Annotated in this window: 13 protein-coding genes; all 13 read right to left on the reverse strand. The window is 41.2% G+C overall.

Going from position 1 to position 16,536, the window contains the following annotated elements:
• Positions 1-3: 3 nt before the first annotated feature.
• The 13 genes from IEE83_RS19925 to IEE83_RS19985 all read right to left on the reverse strand — a co-directional run bounded on the left by IEE83_RS19925 (position 4) and on the right by IEE83_RS19985 (position 16,533).
• On the reverse strand, positions 4-501 hold the full coding sequence (locus IEE83_RS19925) for a GNAT family N-acetyltransferase (protein ID WP_194122262.1): 498 nt from the start codon (positions 499-501) through the stop codon (positions 4-6).
• Between the two features lie 15 nt (positions 502-516).
• Positions 517-1,068 (reverse strand): DUF6428 family protein, encoded by a 552-nt coding sequence (locus IEE83_RS19930; protein WP_194122263.1) that lies wholly within the window; start codon positions 1,066-1,068, stop codon positions 517-519.
• A 32-nt stretch (positions 1,069-1,100) separates the two neighbouring features.
• On the reverse strand, positions 1,101-1,430 hold the full coding sequence (locus IEE83_RS19935) for an ArsR/SmtB family transcription factor (protein WP_194122264.1): 330 nt from the start codon (positions 1,428-1,430) through the stop codon (positions 1,101-1,103).
• Between the two features lie 72 nt (positions 1,431-1,502).
• Positions 1,503-1,952 (reverse strand): hypothetical protein, encoded by a 450-nt coding sequence (locus tag IEE83_RS19940; RefSeq protein ID WP_194122265.1) that lies wholly within the window; start codon positions 1,950-1,952, stop codon positions 1,503-1,505.
• 597 nt (positions 1,953-2,549) lie between these two features.
• The gene (locus IEE83_RS19945; RefSeq protein WP_194122266.1) at positions 2,550-4,718 is read right to left on the reverse strand and encodes a pyrroloquinoline quinone-dependent dehydrogenase; all 2,169 of its coding nucleotides are present in this window, start codon (positions 4,716-4,718) and stop codon (positions 2,550-2,552) included.
• 192 nt (positions 4,719-4,910) lie between these two features.
• On the reverse strand, positions 4,911-8,372 hold the full coding sequence (locus IEE83_RS19950; protein ID WP_194122267.1) for a PVC-type heme-binding CxxCH protein: 3,462 nt from the start codon (positions 8,370-8,372) through the stop codon (positions 4,911-4,913).
• Between the two features lie 103 nt (positions 8,373-8,475).
• Positions 8,476-9,708, reverse strand: coding sequence for a GDSL-type esterase/lipase family protein (locus IEE83_RS19955; RefSeq protein WP_194122268.1), 1,233 nt, complete (start codon positions 9,706-9,708; stop codon positions 8,476-8,478).
• Between the two features lie 88 nt (positions 9,709-9,796).
• Positions 9,797-10,975 (reverse strand): FG-GAP repeat domain-containing protein, encoded by a 1,179-nt coding sequence (locus tag IEE83_RS19960; protein ID WP_228101893.1) that lies wholly within the window; start codon positions 10,973-10,975, stop codon positions 9,797-9,799.
• Positions 10,976-11,013: 38 nt separating this feature from the next.
• Entirely contained in the window at positions 11,014-11,958 is a 945-nt protein-coding gene (locus tag IEE83_RS19965; protein ID WP_194122269.1) for a sugar ABC transporter substrate-binding protein, read from the reverse strand.
• 65 nt (positions 11,959-12,023) lie between these two features.
• Positions 12,024-12,974, reverse strand: a complete 951-nt coding sequence (locus IEE83_RS19970; protein WP_194122270.1) for an ABC transporter permease — start codon at positions 12,972-12,974, stop codon at positions 12,024-12,026.
• Between the two features lie 77 nt (positions 12,975-13,051).
• Positions 13,052-14,545 carry a sugar ABC transporter ATP-binding protein gene (locus IEE83_RS19975; protein ID WP_194122271.1) on the reverse strand — a complete coding sequence of 498 codons (1,494 nt, stop codon included), beginning with the start codon at positions 14,543-14,545 and terminating at the stop codon, positions 13,052-13,054.
• Positions 14,546-14,738: 193 nt separating this feature from the next.
• Positions 14,739-15,191, reverse strand: coding sequence for an IS200/IS605 family transposase (gene tnpA / locus IEE83_RS19980; protein WP_194122272.1), 453 nt, complete (start codon positions 15,189-15,191; stop codon positions 14,739-14,741).
• 181 nt (positions 15,192-15,372) lie between these two features.
• Positions 15,373-16,533: a Gfo/Idh/MocA family protein gene (locus tag IEE83_RS19985; protein ID WP_194122273.1), complete on the reverse strand. Its 1,161-nt coding sequence runs from the start codon at positions 16,531-16,533 to the stop codon at positions 15,373-15,375.
• Positions 16,534-16,536: the final 3 nt, after the last annotated feature.

Genomic DNA, 16,536 nt, shown 5'->3' on the forward strand with positions numbered 1-16,536 from the left:
GTTTTATTTTATGCCAACTGTTTTACTTCTTCTTTCGAGCAGATTCACATTCCGCCAGGTTCCATTCATTTTCCCTAATTTCTCACGATATCCTATGATACGAAAACCATGTTTTTGATGCAGACCAATACTTGCAGCATTTTCTTCAAATATCCCGGCTTGTAATGTCCAATAACCGCTTTCTTCACTTTTTCTTATTAAATAAGACAACAGAAAATCGCCTGTTTTCTGTCCACGGAACTCAGCGCCTATATAAACACTGACTTCCGCCACGCCTGCATAAACGCAGCGTCCCGATACGGGTGTGAGTGCTGCCCAGCCCATAATTTTGCCTTCGTCATTTATCGCCACAAACCTTAACCCGGAAACATGAGATTGGTCCCAGCTTTCCCATTCGGGAGCTTTCGTTTCAAATGTAGCGTTGCCAGTCGAAATTCCTTCCATGTATATTTGACGCACCGCTTCCCAGTCACTTGGCTGCAAAATCCTGATAGTAACCATATTTTGATCTTTAAATTAACAGCAATTTGATCCCGGCTGGCACGACAAATTCTCCGCCAATTCTACATCAACCATATTATTTTCCGGTTCGCTCTGTGTTTCATTTTTTGAATTTATACCACATGTCTGATTTCTGGTCATTGCCTTACATTGCGTAAAGTCGGGAACGAGCTGTACCGTAATAGAATCTTCATCAACAAAAAAATCTCCCGGATACATCTGTCTGGTATCAAATTTCGAGTTTCCAAATTCAATTTTTACAGTGCCCAACGGATTCAACGGAAGCAGCTTTTCAACCAGATTGATGATTGACATTGCCTTTTCAACTTTCATTGCCCGCTCAGTCTCTTTTACAGCCGGTTCCCAAAGTTGAACGATCACTTCTGTCCAGCTATTCATTAAACCACCACAATCAACAGAAACAATCGGTGCCTGTTTGATTTCAGTAATGTGATAGGAAGCATCTACAGTTTGACCATCCGAATATTCAAATTGAAGAACTTTTCCGGTATTTTCCAGAAGCACTTTTTTAAAATGCTGCCAGGTTAAAGGAGATAAACTATTCATTGCGATATTACGATTAATAATTAATATAAAACTCAGCAACATTTATTAATGGAAACTTCTGCTTCAAACAACGCACCGAAAATAAATTTGGCCTCTGCCCAGACTTCCTCATTAATGCAATAGCAAACCCTTGGAGGATCAATTTCGCCTTTCAACAATCCGATTTGTTTCAACTCTTTCAGATGTTGCGAAACAGTTGCCTGTGCAAGTGGTAAGATTTCAACCAAATCCCCACAGACACACGACTTTTCTTTCAACAAATGCTGAATAATTGCAATCCTTGCAGGATGTGCCAATGCTTTTGCCAACTCTGCAATTCGATTTTGTTGTTCTGAAAAAACTTGTGTTTTTGTGACGCCCATGATTCAAAGGTACAAGAAAATTTATCTATCGCAATAATACGATGAGTATTTTTATCCATGAGATACTAGCTGCTACCTTCTGGCTTGGCCAATATATTGATAAAAATGCCTGATTGTATCTGCCTTTTCTGTATAATCTTTCATTAACTCACTGGTTTCCAATAATGAATAATCCTTCATGTAAAATTTTATATAGCCATCCGGATTAAATTTCATAAGATAAATAAGATTTTTCTTGTCAGCACTTGCCCCTTCTCTGCTTCTTACCAATGTCGATTTCAGACTGTCGCTCTGATAGAAAGTAACCAAATCACTTCGTCCGTCATTGAAAAAATTAATCGTTCTGTTGATCCCTGCTGCCTCGGCTGTAATAGTCTTTGTTGGTGTAGTAGTTTTGACCCATTTCCATTGTCCCTGCAAATTGGTTTCAAAAGGTGGTGCTATACAGTCACATTTATTGTCATTGCAGGATGCAAGAAAAACGGAGCAGAATAAAAAGAGAAGAGCCGTATTGATTTTCATAAAATTGATGGATGAGTTTTTATTAGGACACCTTTTCCCCACAAACCGTTGCAACGATGTTAAAAATAAACAACCTGTTTTTTTAAATAATTTTCAATGATTATAACAATTTAATAACGTTCGGTTGAATCTAATATGTGGTGACAATATGAACACCCGTTACCGCTATTCGTAGTTTAAACTACGAATTTTAAATAGTTTACCGTTCGTAACGGTAGGCTATGACAACTCCTCCTCGCTCTGTTATTCGTAGTTTAAACTACGAATTGTCATAATTTACCGTTTGTAACGGTAGACTATGACAATTCCTCCTCGCATTTATTTCTAATGAAAACCGTTACAAACGGTTATTTATTGCTAGTACGCAGTGTTCGAAGAACACTACGCACAACGGATAACAAAGTAGTTTGAATTTCAAATTTAACGCTATAACTTATTGTTTCACTGAAACTAACAGAAATTCATATGAAACTGAAATATCTGATTCTCATAACATTGCTGATTACATTTTATCAAAAAAAAACGAATCTGCAAGGAAAAACAATCAGTCCGGACATTTTAGACTAAATGCTTGGACTGATCAAACCATTTTATAAATTATGGCAATTTAAAAGCCATGATAAATCCAGAAGGATTCTCCTTATTTCCTCCCACGGAAAGTGCAACATACTGCTTTCCGCCCGCCATGTAAGTACACGCTGTTGCGTTGGCCACGCCGGGAAGGATAGTTTGCCAAAGCAATTTCCCTGTTGATTTGTCAAAAGCACGAAGTTTTTTATCATTTGTTCCGCTGATAAAAATCAACCCGCCAGCAGTAACAATCGGTCCGGCAGAACCTTCCTGACCAGTTTCCGGGCCACCCTTTTCTTGTAGTTTTTCATTATTTCCCAACGGTACCTGCCATTCATAATCGCCAGTGCTTAAATTAATTGCGCTCAGTGTTCCCCAAGGTGGTGTTAATGCAGGATTTCCATCAATATCCCTGAAATGGCCATAAGCAGTCAGATTTAAATATTTGTCTGCACCGGCTTTGGTCTGCATTGTTTCCAGTTTCGTAGCTTTTAAAGAATTTTGTTCCTTTTCGTATAAGAAGGCTATAATACCCTTTTCTTCCCCTTTGATAATACTTGCGAAAGCAGGCATTTTTCCTCCTCCTTTTTTAATTTTATCCAAAGCCGCTTCTTTGGTCATTCTGGATTTTAAAGAAACCAGTGAAGGATAATTCGGCTCGTCTCCATTTTTATCTTTTCCGTGACAAGTCGCACAATAAGTCATGTAAACAGACTTTCCCTGCTCGAAAACCGTCTGGTTTTGGGCCTCTTTTTCCTCATCCATTTTTTGCATGGATTCAATTTCCGGGGAATCGTTTGATTTAACGAAAAGTACGCTGGTTGCAGGATCGTAAGCCGCCCCGCCCCACTCCGCACCACCGCGGGAACCGGGTAACATCAATGTTCCTTTCAAATCCGGAGGTGTGAAAAGTCCTTCATAACGCATCGAACGATATTTTTTCACGAGAGAATCATGTCCAACTTGTGAATAATGAGTTAGATCCTGTTCTCTGAAAAGCTGACGGGCAAAAGGTTTTGGTTTTAAAGGAAAGGGCTGTGTCGGCCAGAATTGTTCGCCCGGAATGTGCGAAACTGGTACTTTTCTTTCTTCAATTGGAAATAAAGGCTCACCGGTTTCACGGTTAAAAACGAATACAAATCCATGTTTGGTAATTTGTGCAACGGCATCCAGATCTCTGCCATCTCGTTTTACGGTAACCAGATTTGGCGGGGCAGGCAAATCATAATCCCACAGATCATGGTGAATGGTCTGGTAATGCCAGATGTATTTCCCCGTTGCCGCATCCAGGGCAACAACGCTGTTTCCATATAGATTTTTCCCGGTTCTGTCGGCTCCGTAATAATCATAAGACGGAGATCCCAAAGCGAGAAAAACGATACCGCGTTTTAGATCCAGACTCATCCCCGACCAGTCATTTACCCCACCTGCATATTTGTAGGCATCTTTCGGCCAGGTTTCATAACCAGGCTCACCAGGAAGCGGAATTGTGTGAAATGTCCATTCAAGCTTTCCGGTGATGCAGTTGTAAGCGCGAATATAACCGGGCTGCGCACCATACAATTCTGAAACTTCTGCGCCCATGATCAGCAGATTTTTAAATACAATTCCCGGAGAAGTAGGAATCACAGATATAGTTTCAGGATTATCTCTTAATCCAACATTCAAATTAACAAATCCACTTTTTCCAAAACTTGAAATCGGCTTTCCGGTTTTGGTATCAAGTGCAAAAAGTTTATCACCACCCGTTACCAGAATTCTCTTGACATTTCCTTCTTCATAATAGGTTACGCCGCGACTTACACCGCCTCCCTCGGCTCCATCAAACGGATCGAAAGACCATATTTTTTCACCCGTTTCTGCATTTACAGCATAAACCCAATGTTTGGCAGAAGTCGCATACATCACACCATCCACAATAATCGGATTACATTCGCTGCTTCCTGAACGCGCACCTTCTTTCATATCTTTTAAAGCGAACGTCCAGGCGGGTTGCAGCTGGGTCACGTTTTCTGTATTGATCTGGCTGAGTTTTGAATAACTGGTACTTTCGTTATCAGCTTTGTAAATGCTCCATGTCCGGTCATCTTCGGTTCTGGTTTGATAGGCTACTAAACCTGCGAACGCAAAACTGAATAGTAACGGGACGAAATTTTTCTTTAAAATTTTACTCCAAAAATAGTCCGTTCGAATCATGGGAAGTTAAAAGTAAACTTTACGAAAAAATATTCAGGCTGATTTTGTTTTTCTTTTAAGATTAAGGTCATATAAGATATGAATTGCAAGATTTTACTATTGTTTCAAAATGATTCATATTTATCTGTTTGACAAAAAAAAGAGGTCAGCTCTGATGAGCTAACCTCTTTCTCTCCTTTACAAAAATACAGCTTATTTTCCCATTACAAGGCGCGTTTGAGCACCGCCATTCTGCGCATCCTGCAACTGGATATTTAAAGAATTGTCTTTGAATAAGCTTCTGTCAACAGCAAGTGTTATGGAATGTACACCTTGTGAAAAATCCGTTACCGCTCCACTTTCAGCAAGTTTCAAAGGTTTTCCATCCGACCAGGCTGTAATTCCAGCTGTTGAACTAAATGCCAGATCAACATTTCCTTTTGTCAGCACTTCAATTTCAAATCTTGCAAAACTGTATTTTTTACCAGCAGCACCGTCAATAACTGGTAAATCATCCAATGGTAGATCACCCGCAACCTTACTGTAAACAGGTTGGAAAGAAATTTTTGATTTATCTTTTACCACATATCCAGGCCCTTCTGCAAGAATTCTTTTCGCTGTTTCCTTATTTGCTTCCACCGTATTCCATCTGCGAACAAACCTCGTAGTCGGTACGCGGAATTTACCGGATTCACCCATTTTGGAAAGGAAACCGATCAGGTCAACGAACTCCTGTTTGTCAAGACTGGCTGTCAATCCCGGAGGCATTAACGATCCCGGTACTTTTTCCATCAATTGAACCTGACTTTTGGCAATGGAAACTTCCTTCCCCGTCACATCACGTATCACAATTTCAGAAGCTCCATCACTCGCCAGATAACCCAGCAATTCGCTGCCATCCTTTTTCACAACACGCTTTAAATCATATCCTTCCTTAATCGACAAACTCGGATAAAGCACGGAGCGAATTATTGTTTCAACCGGAGAACTGGTACCCAGGCTGCTCAAATCCGGACCGATACGCCCACCAGCACCACCAATGGCGTGACAAGTGGTACAACTTGTACTGGTTCTTCTGAAAATAAGCTCTCCTTTTGCTGGGTCAGCCTGGTCGGTTACCACTTTTGCCAGACTCGCAATTTCCTTATCATTCAAATCCTGTTTCATATTTTGAACAGGTAAAGTTCCGCCCGAAGCTTCTAAGGCTTTGTTCAATGCTGTAATCTGATCAATTCGCTGACGATTCCACCCTGCACGGGCCTGCACCAGAATTCTTCCTTTTTTCGCTGTCGCTTCCTGAATTTTTTTGGCTGCAATTGCGTCCGCAAGTGCCGCTGCTCCGTTGTTATTTGGAATAAATGCCATGAAAAGATCTGTCACATCCGTATCAGCTGGCAGCGTCCGCATGAGCTCCGAAGCAATTTTTGCACCTTCAACAGGATTTAAAGCAGCAAGCTCCCCGGCAGAGATAATACGAACTTCCGGTGTATTTTTCGGACCCGTCATTTCGACCATCAGCTTCATCGCTTTTTCCTTATCAATGGACGCCAAAGCTCCAAGTGCAGCTTTTTTAGTATTTGGGGTGCCTGTTTGAATTAGCTTGGTAAGACGGTCATTTAACTGATCGAGTTTCCATAGTCCGGCAAGTCGGATCGCACTCAGACTTACTGCCTCATCTTCATTTCCAATAAAATCAGCAACACGTTCAGGACTTTTATCCGGTTTTACTTTCCGCTGACGGGCCGCATCTTCCAGAGTTGCCAGCTGCGGAGTTATATTTTTATCTTTATTTTGAACCGTTAAATCAAGCAGCATATTCAGATCCGCAGTTTGTCCGGATTTTGCAATTGCATTCAGCACGTCTTTCTGATATTCCTGCGGCACCTGGCCTTTTCCATATAAGCTGATCAATTGGGCAACCGCTTCCTGTGAACTCAAAGATTTCAAAGCATAAACCGTTTTCTTGGCATCACCAAAATAATTCGGGTCTGTTTTCAGTTTCGCCATCCAAACCGGTTCCAGTTCACGGATTGTTTGCCAAAGTGCATAATCGATAAACTCATCCATTTGCAATTCGAGAACAGAAAGTGCAGCACGGGCAGCTTCCGGTGTTTTTGTTTTGCGAAGCGCAATCACGGCTTCCATACGAACCTGCGCATGTTTATCCGTAACCGCTTTGGCCAGAATTCCCGGTACATTATTAATTTTGGTATACCAGAATGTCAGCGCCCGCAATCCTGCGGCACGCGCATTGTGACTTTCAGCATTAATCAGACTTAGCAAAAGCGGTTCATTCACCGTATCCAACGCCTGAAAAACCCATAATGCCTCCAATAAATTATGTTCGTAATCTTTGTCCTTTTTGTCTAATGCAGTTACCCAGGCGCGTAAGGCAGGAATTACTTCTTTTGCTCCGCGTTCTTTTAAAACTTGTTTTGCATTTGTGCGGGTAAGTTCTTCCGGTACTTTCAGCGCTTCCAAAAGTTCGGCAACGGGCGCTTTATTTAACTTTGGTACTTTTACCAACGGACGATTTTTAGCAGTAATTTTCCAGATACGTCCATGTTCCTGGTCACGGCGAGGATCGAAAAAGTCTACTTCTCCGTGTTGAATAATCGGATTGTACCAGTCTGCAACGTAAATCGCTCCATCCGGACCAACGTTAATATCAACAGGACGGAAAGCAATATCATCCGTCCACATCAAATCTTCCATTTGTTTGGAAGCATAACCGCTCCCCTGTTCTTCCAGTTTGAAACTGTTGATCCGATTTGCGCGGAAATCGTTCGCAATCATTCTTCCCTGCCATGCATCAGGCAAATGTCTTCCTGAGATTACATCAAGTCCGCTATGTTTTGGCTGACCAGGATTTAAGCCACGAATAATTCTTTCAGCCCCCTGCGCAGCAGCAAATGCGGCACCCGGAAAAGCGTAATTAATACCTTCTCCACCAGCACCATCCGTCAGGAATGATTGTCCCCAGCGATCAAACTGCAATCCCCAGAAATTGATACCTCCACGCGCATACACATCGATTTCCAAAGTTTTTGGATTCAATTGCCATACTCCGCCGGCTTCTAGACGTTTTGTACCAAAAGGTGTTTCAACATGGCTAAAAATGTAGATGGACTGGTTGAAATATAATTTACCTTCCGGTCCCCAGCGAAAAGTGTGAATCAAGTGATGCGCATCTCCTGTTCCAAAACCGTTCAGGATTCTGCGTTTTTTATCCGCTTTTCCATCACCATCCGTATCCGAAAAATGTAGAATTTCAGTCGAGTTGGCTACGTAAACCCCACCATCGCCAGGCAAAATTCCTGTTGGTGTTGTTAAACCTTCTGCGAAAATTGTCGTTTTATCGGCCTTTCCATCACCATCCGTATCTTCAATGACGAAGATTTTGTCGTTAGCGACTTCACCCGTTTTTAAATGCGGATAAGCAGTACTGCTCACAACCCATAAACGTCCATCAGCATCCCAGTTCATTTGAATAGGTTTTGCGACCAAAGGTTCTGCCGCCCAAAGTGTTACTTCGAAGCCATCAGCAACCTTGAACGACGCCAGTTCCTTTTTCGGATCCGGATCTTCGTATACATTTTTTTGATTTACGGACGAAGTCATAAGCAGGATCAGCGGTAATACCAGAATCCCGATAAGTAGTTTTATTGCTTTCATATTTATTTAGCTGTTGGCTATTAGCCCCGCGGCGGACCGCAGTTAGCTTTTAGCTCTGTTGCGCCTGAAACTCTGTTCTTAATTTGACTTTATTTTGATGCTGCTAGTTGCTAAGAGCTGACAGCTTATAAACTACCTCTTTCGGCATTCTTTCTAAACCAATTTGTCCTTCCAGAAATTTGATCAGAATATCCTGGTCTTCCAGATCTTTTACATGTTTTCCTTGCTCGTAAGCACGGAAACCGATAATGTACGTTTCGTTGATCGGTCTGTATTGAAAAAAGTGCAGTTCATTTTTTTTCAAAATCATATCCCTGATTTCTGCCGATTGAAAATAAGATGGACCCTGTTTGATTTCTACACCCTTTTCCCAATCCTTGGCGGAAGCTGTTACAATCTGATCGTCATTTGCAGAAAGTGTGTAAAAGCCTTTTTTCAATCCCGTCACTTTAAGTATGGGTGCAACATCCACCAGCTTTTCAGTTTCGGGAGTTGCCGGTATAGGCAGGAATTTTTCAGGGATTACAAATTGAAGGTTAGCTAAATCCTTACCTGATTCCAAAATTTTAGCATTGGCAGACGCTTCTGCGCCTGTCTTGGAAATAGAAATAGTAGTTGTCTGTTTTTCGTTTTTTAAACCCAAACCATTTTCCAGAACATTCGCCAGATAATAGTATCCGGTTTCGTTCAGGTGAACTCCATTTTCAATAATGGTTGTCTTTTTGCTGGCTTCCAGAATTGGCTTGTAAATATCAATGAACTGCTTCCCGCGATCCGCTGCTATTTTGGCGATTGCAGAAGAATATAATTCAAGATCCGCATTACGTTTGGAAAGGTTGATCGAAGTATCACTCGATACAACAGGAATTGTCGAAAGCAAAATAGATTTCGCACCTAAGGAATCAATTTTATTGAGCAGATTATTCAATCCGTCTTTAAAATGCGCCAAACCTGCTTCGCCTTCCTGCGCTTCAACACCGCCATAACCAAGAAAAACTACGGTTGGCTGCGTTTTGGTTATATTTTGAATTAAATGCTGATAGGCAGTTGGCGGATTGGTAAAAGTGCTGCGCCCATCTCCCCACACATTATCGCCCGACCATCCCAGATTACGAAAGGTAACGTTTTTGTCAGGAAAACGGGTTGTGAGCGCCAGTTCCAGATATCCGTATTGGAAATCATTTTCAAAAAGGGAATTCCCAAGAAAAACGACACGGTCTCCATCTTTTAAATCAAAACCGGAAGCTTTTGACTGGGCCCGGATTTCTACCGGCTTGTAGAAAATAGTAAGTAACAATAATAGAATATGGCCAAGTGTGACCGATACCTTTCTCATGCATTTGGGGTTTAGTAATGATGTCAAAATTGCAACACTGATGTTTTCTGTTCAATGTTGTCGATGAAAAACTTAGTAAATATTAAACTTAATTGTTGCCTTGATTAAAAAAGACAAATAGCCCATCTTTTCCCGCAACAATAATGTCCTTTCGGCCACTGCCGTGCAAATCCGCTGTTGAAAAATAAACTCCGATTCCCTTTCCAATACCATATGGACCATGCGAAATTACCTGTTTAACAAAGGTTTCGCCATTCCACTGATAATAATAAATGCCTACAAGATCTTTTTCTCCCGGATCGTTCCCATTATGTGCCCTGTATCTTTTCCCGGTCAGCAATTCAAACTTGCCGTCATTATCCAGATCGATCCATTCCATCGAGTGAAACTGCGAATTAAAAGGATCGATCACATGCTTGATCCAATCGATTTTCCCTGATTTTGTCGTCTGCTCGTACCAGTCAAGCCCGTAGCTATGCGCCTGCCCGACAATGATATCATTTTTCTTGTCACCATTCACATCAACCACTAAAATAGGGACGCTCGCAGTACCGAATTTAAAATCATTGTGCGCAATCCATTTGTCTTTCAAGACACTTTTTGGCGCTTCCAGCCAACCCGTACTGATAATAAAATCGCCTCTTCCGTCACCATTCACATCACCGAATCCAACACCATGATCCTGGTTATCGGCAACTTGTATTTTGGTAAAAGTTCCGGTTCCTTTTCCTGCTTTGTCTCTTTCCAATTTGTAAAATTTGAACGGCGAGTTTGGATTGTTAGGGACTATTTCAGGAAAACCATCATTGTCTACATCCCAGGCCCTTGCGGTTTCAACATTGCCTGTTTCATCAATCAGATGATCTTTCCACGGACCGTTATTTCCAGGATTTTCACGCCAGATCAGACTTTTGTTAAACCATCCACCCGTGATAAAATCCATATTTCCATCGCCGTTAACATCCATTGGAATGGTAAGAAAATCGTCCCAGTATTCTCCAACACGCTTAACCTCGCCAATATAAAACCGGTCAAAAAACTCAGGGCCTTTATACCAGAATTCACCTGAAACAAGATCCGGTTTCCCGTCATTATTTACATCAAAAACCGCAACAGACTCAACACTTTCCGATGCAATCTGCTTTTTTTCAAACCGGACAGGCGTTGCTCTTTTTTCATTCTGCTGGGCATATGCTGATGTGAAAAAGCCGATCCCCAAAAGGATTCCAGATAAAGCGACTTTCATTTCTCCGGTTTTAATTTTCATGGTTCAGGATTGGTTTCTTATACTTTCGGCTAATAAAATTATTTCAAAAACTCAGCAAGGTTTTCTTTGGTAACAAGCTGAAACGGAATCAAAACTTCCTTTTCAAACTTTTCACCTTTGGCTGCTTTTACTGCATTTTCGATCGCCGTGCTGCCTTGTTGTTTTGCATTTTGATAAACTGTCGCGTCAAGCGTTCCTTTTTTTACCGCTTGCAACGCGTCAGGAATTGCATCAATACTTACCACGATTATTTTATTTTTCAATCCGGCTGCTTCCAAAGCTTTTACAACACCCAATCCCATTTCATCATTTTGAGCGAAAATGGCATTGATTTTAGTACCATAAGATTGAATCCAGTTTTCGGTTAACGACATCGCTTTGGCTCGGTCCCACTCACCCGACTGTTCTGCAAGAAGTTTTAGACCGGGATTTGTTTTCAGTATTTCTTTGGCTCCCTTATCTCTTTTAATTTGAGCGGCTTGTCCCATATACCCGTGCATCATAATCACGTTTCCTTTACCACCCAGCTTTTTAACGATATAATTCATTGCAATTCTGGCAGATTCAACATCATCAGAGCCAACAAAAGAAGTTGGTTTTGCGGTGGTTTCTGAATTAACATTGATGATTGGAATTTTAGCATCAAGAGCAAGTTTTACAGCTGGTGAGCTCGCTTCCACCTCACACGGATTCATCACAATTGCATCAACTCCCTGCGCTATAAAACTTTCTACCTGCTCAACCTGCTTTAAAGCCGAACGTTCGGCGTCAACAGTAATTAGCTCAACGTCAAGCTCTTTCGCTTTCGCCTCCATTTCATCACTCACATTGACGACAAACTCGTTTTGCATACTTAACATTGTACTTCCGATAACAAGCTTTTTGTCGCCATCCTTTTTCCCGGATTCGGAATTACCTGAATTATTACAACCTACAAAAAAGGAAGCGATGAGTGCAAATGCGTAAATGGAATTCAGTTTCATATATTTTTCATTCAATTATTTAGAATTAAAAAGGCATTTCCAAAAATGATTTTTTAAACTGAGGTCTAGTTTTTGTCTTTTCCCATACTATCTAAAACCACTGCACCGATGATGATAGCGCCCATGACAACCTGCTGGTAATAAGAAGTAACATTCAGTAAATCAAGACTATTGCTGATGACACCAATTAATAAGGCGCCGATTAAAGTTCCTGTCATGGTACCCGTTCCACCAGAAGTGCTCGTACCACCGATAATCGCTGCGGCAATTGCATCAAGCTCAAAACCAGCACCTGCGTTGGGTTGACCTGTTGTAATTCTGGATGTTAATAAAATCCCACCCACCGCTGAAAGCATTCCGCAGATAGTATAAACCCACATTTTGACCTGATTAACCCGGATTCCTGAGGCTCTTGCAGCGGGCTCGTTCCCACCCACAGCGTACATGTAGCGACCTAAAATGGTTTTGTTTAAAATGGCAGAACAAATAATAAAAGCCACAACGAGAATGACGATTGGCAAGGGTATACCAAATAAATTTCCCCCACCAATGAAATTGAAGGAATCTGATAGGTTAGAAATTGGTCTTCCTTTACTAAGAATCAAGGCTAAACCTCGGCCAATGGTCATTGTTCCTAATGTCACAATGAAAGGCGGAACTTTACTTTTCGTAATAACCAATCCATTGAAAGCACCGATGGCAAGGCCACCTGTAAGTCCGATAAAAACCGGGACAATTACAGGATAGGTATGCGGATGCGCGAAAGTTGCTGCTAAAACACCGGTAACCGCGACCATCGATCCAAGCGAAAGGTCAATGCCACCAGTTATGATGACAAAAGTTACTCCAAAAGCAAGTAAAGCATTGATCGAAACCTGCGTTCCAATATTCATTAAATTGGATACTGTGAAAAATTTGGGCGTACTTAAAGCAAGAACCAGGCAGATTATTACAAATGCCAGGAAAATACCGTATTGGCCAATATCACGAAATCTTGAAGTAATTTTATTTTCCAATTTATAATATTTAAATACTTTCTTATTTGGAAATTGAAAAGTTGACAGTTACAATTCAGTTGTTAGACTTCGTCATTTCACTGCACTGCGTATTTCATTATTAATTCCTGAGTCGCTTCTTTTCTTGACAAAGTTGCCGTTTGAACTCCTTTTGACAAAACCATAATCCGGTCACTCATTCCTAATATTTCCGGTAATTCGGAAGAGATCATTATGACTGCCATTCCTTGCGCTGCCAGATTATTTATGAGTTTATATATTTCAAATTTTGCTCCGACATCTACTCCGCGTGTTGGTTCATCCAGAATGATAACCTTAGGAGAAGCGGCTAGTACTTTACCAATAACTACTTTCTGTTGATTCCCTCCACTCAAATGTGTGACTTTCTGATTCCGACCGGAAGCTTTTATTTTCAGATCAACTATCATCTGATCTGCCGAAACATTTTCTTTTTGATTATTGATAAAAATACCCTGTCGATGTTCGGATAAGCTAGCTAGCGTCAGGTTTTGCTTTACTGATAATTGAGGGATAAAACCCAGACCTTTCCTATCTTCGCTGACATAACCAATCCCATTGGCCACTGCGTCCTGCGGGGATTTTATTTTAACTTCTTGTCCGTTGACGGATATTGTACCGCCATCTGCCGGCGATAATCCGAAAATGGCTAGTGCAATTTCAGTTCTTCCTGCGCCCATCAGCCCGGAAATTCCAAATATCTCTCCCGCTTGCACGTCAAAATTAATTTCGTCAAACTTTCCCTTTTTTATAAGATTTCTTACAGAAAGGGCGATTTTACCTTTTTCAAAAACTGGTTCAGGAAACATGTTATTGATTTCCCTCCCTACCATCATGCCAATCAGACTGTTAATATCAAGTTCCGAAGTACTTTTTGTTACGATATATTTACCGTCACGCAAAACAGTAATGGTATCACAAATTTCAAATATCTCATCCATTTTGTGCGAGATATAGATAATGGCAACGCCTTTATTTTTAAGATCTCTAATTATTTTAAAAAGTGTCGCAACCTCTTTGTCTGATATGGCCGACGTAGGTTCATCCATGATGATAACGCTGGCATTATTTGAAACCGCTTTCGCAATTTCTACCATTTGCATCTGCGCGACGCTGAGATATTTCATCTTGACATTCGCATCAATATCAACTCCCAGAACATTCAAAAGTTCGGTTGCTTTTGTGCTAATGTTCTTGTCATTAAGCCATCCACTTTTATTTCCGGAAATCTCTTTTTCCCGGCCAAGGAAAATATTTTGCGCTACGGTAAGTTCAGGAATTATCAAAATCTCCTGATGAATCATCGAAATGCCTTTTTTTGAAATTTCGCTTACTGTGTTGTTTTTAATTAAATTTCCTTCAAAAATTATTTCTCCTGAATCCGGATTTAACAGTCCGATAAGGATTTTCATGAAGGTTGATTTCCCCGCTCCGTTTTCTCCCATCAACGCATGAACCTCTCCTTTTTTTATTGTAAGATGCACATCATCCAACGCCTTAATCCCGGCGAAGGATTTGGAGAGGTTTTTGATTTGCAGGATGGTTTCGGCCATGGATTATTTTAATAATTTCTGTTCCCGGGTTCCCGGTATCCCAATATCCCAGGGCGATGCCCCGGTCTAAGGTATGACGCCCTTTCAGGGCTAAATAATTTCGTAGCCCTGAAAGGGCGTTATATTTTAGGATGGGGCATCGCCCTATCGACGGTTCAACCGGCCCCGATCGATTTCATTTCAAATGCCCATATCAATCCCAAACATACCGTTCATCATATTCAACATTATATTTTCTCAAAAAGCCCCGGTACTCATCCTGGAAATTCTTGTTTTCGTGATATAGTTTTTGATTGGAAATGTATTTTACCACGATCTCTAAGTCAGAAGGATTAACCGAAAATATTCCATATCCATCCTGCCAATAAAAACCTTCGTACTCCTTTCCTTTGGTCTTAATCCATCTGGAAGAATTCTTTTTTATTTCTTCCAAAAGTTTCATGATGGATATCTTTCTTGACATGACACATAAAATATGAATGTGGTCTACATAACCTCCGACTTTGATCGGTATACATTCAAATTTGTTACAAAGACCTCCCAGATATCTGTGAAGCTCATTTTCAATTTTCTCATCAATTAATGGCTGACGATATTTTGTACTGAACACAATATGTGTACAGACTTTTGCTAACGATTGTGACATTTGTGTGTATGTGTATTTTGGTGTGTGTATTGCTCAAAAGATAGGGCGTTGCCCCATCCTAAGACATATTGCCCTTTCAGAGCGTCGCAAATCGCGAAAACCCTGAAAGGGTTATTAATTTCGCATAGGGCACCGCCCTATGACTTTATGGCCATGGCTCCATGGCAATGCCCAAAATTCATTACCCCTCCCATTCAACCCCGGTATCCTTCCAGCTCTTCGAAGCCGCAGAATCCAGAACCGCCTCACAAACCTTTTGAGTTTCCAAAGCATCCTTAAACGTAGGACTGCAATCTTTTCCAGTTTGCAAGCTTTCAAAGAAATCAGCTGCCTGGTGAATGAACGAATGCTCATAACCAATGCTAGTCCCAGGAATCCACCATCTTTTCATGTATGGCTGATCGCTGTCAGTCACCAGAATTGATCTCCAACCGCGAACAATAGAATCATCCGAATGATCAAAATATTCAAGACGGTTCAAGTCATGCAGATCCCAGCGGATCGAAGCATGTTCACCATTAATTTCAAAAGTATAAAGCGCCTTATGACCACGTGCATAACGCGTTGATTCAAAAAGACCTAGTGATCCATTATCAAAATGACAGTGAAAAATACAGGCATCATCGATTCCAACTTTCTGAACCTGTCCACTTTCGGAATGCACACGTTCTTTGATAAAAGTCTCAGTGACAGCAGAAACATCCTTAATTCCACCATTGATCCACATCGCTGTATCAATGCAATGCGCCAGCAAATCACCGGTTACACCGCTACCAGCAGCCTCAGCATCCAGACGCCATGTAGCTGTTCCACCTTGTGGAACATCCGGATTGATCGTCCAGTCCTGAAGGAAATTGGCACGGTAATGAAAAATACGTCCCAACTTTCCGGAATCAACAATTTGCTTGGCCAAAGTCACAGCAGGCACGCGGCGGTAGTTATACCAAACCGTATTTTTTACACCTGCTTTTTCAATAGCATCCACCATTGTTTGTGCCTCTGCCAAAGTTCTTGCCAAAGGTTTTTCGCACAAAATCATTTTGCCTGCCGCAGCAGCAGCAATGGCAATTTCTGCATGCGTATCATTGGCTGTACAAATATCAACCGCGTCAACGTCATCTCTTGCAATCACTTTTTTCCAGTCGGTTTCAAATGATTCGTAACCCCACTGTTCTGCAAAAGCTTTCGCTTTTTCAGCATTACGCGAACAAGCCACTTTCAAAACCGGCGTATATTCCAGCTCAGAAAAAAAGTTATCAATTCTGTTATATCCATTGGAATGCGTACGGCCCATTAAACCGGTACCGATCAATCCAATTCTGAGTTCTTTCTTATTTGACATAAT

Origin of the sequence: Dyadobacter subterraneus, assembly GCF_015221875.1 — a bacterium.
Classification (GTDB): Bacteria; Bacteroidota; Bacteroidia; order Cytophagales; family Spirosomataceae; genus Dyadobacter; species Dyadobacter subterraneus.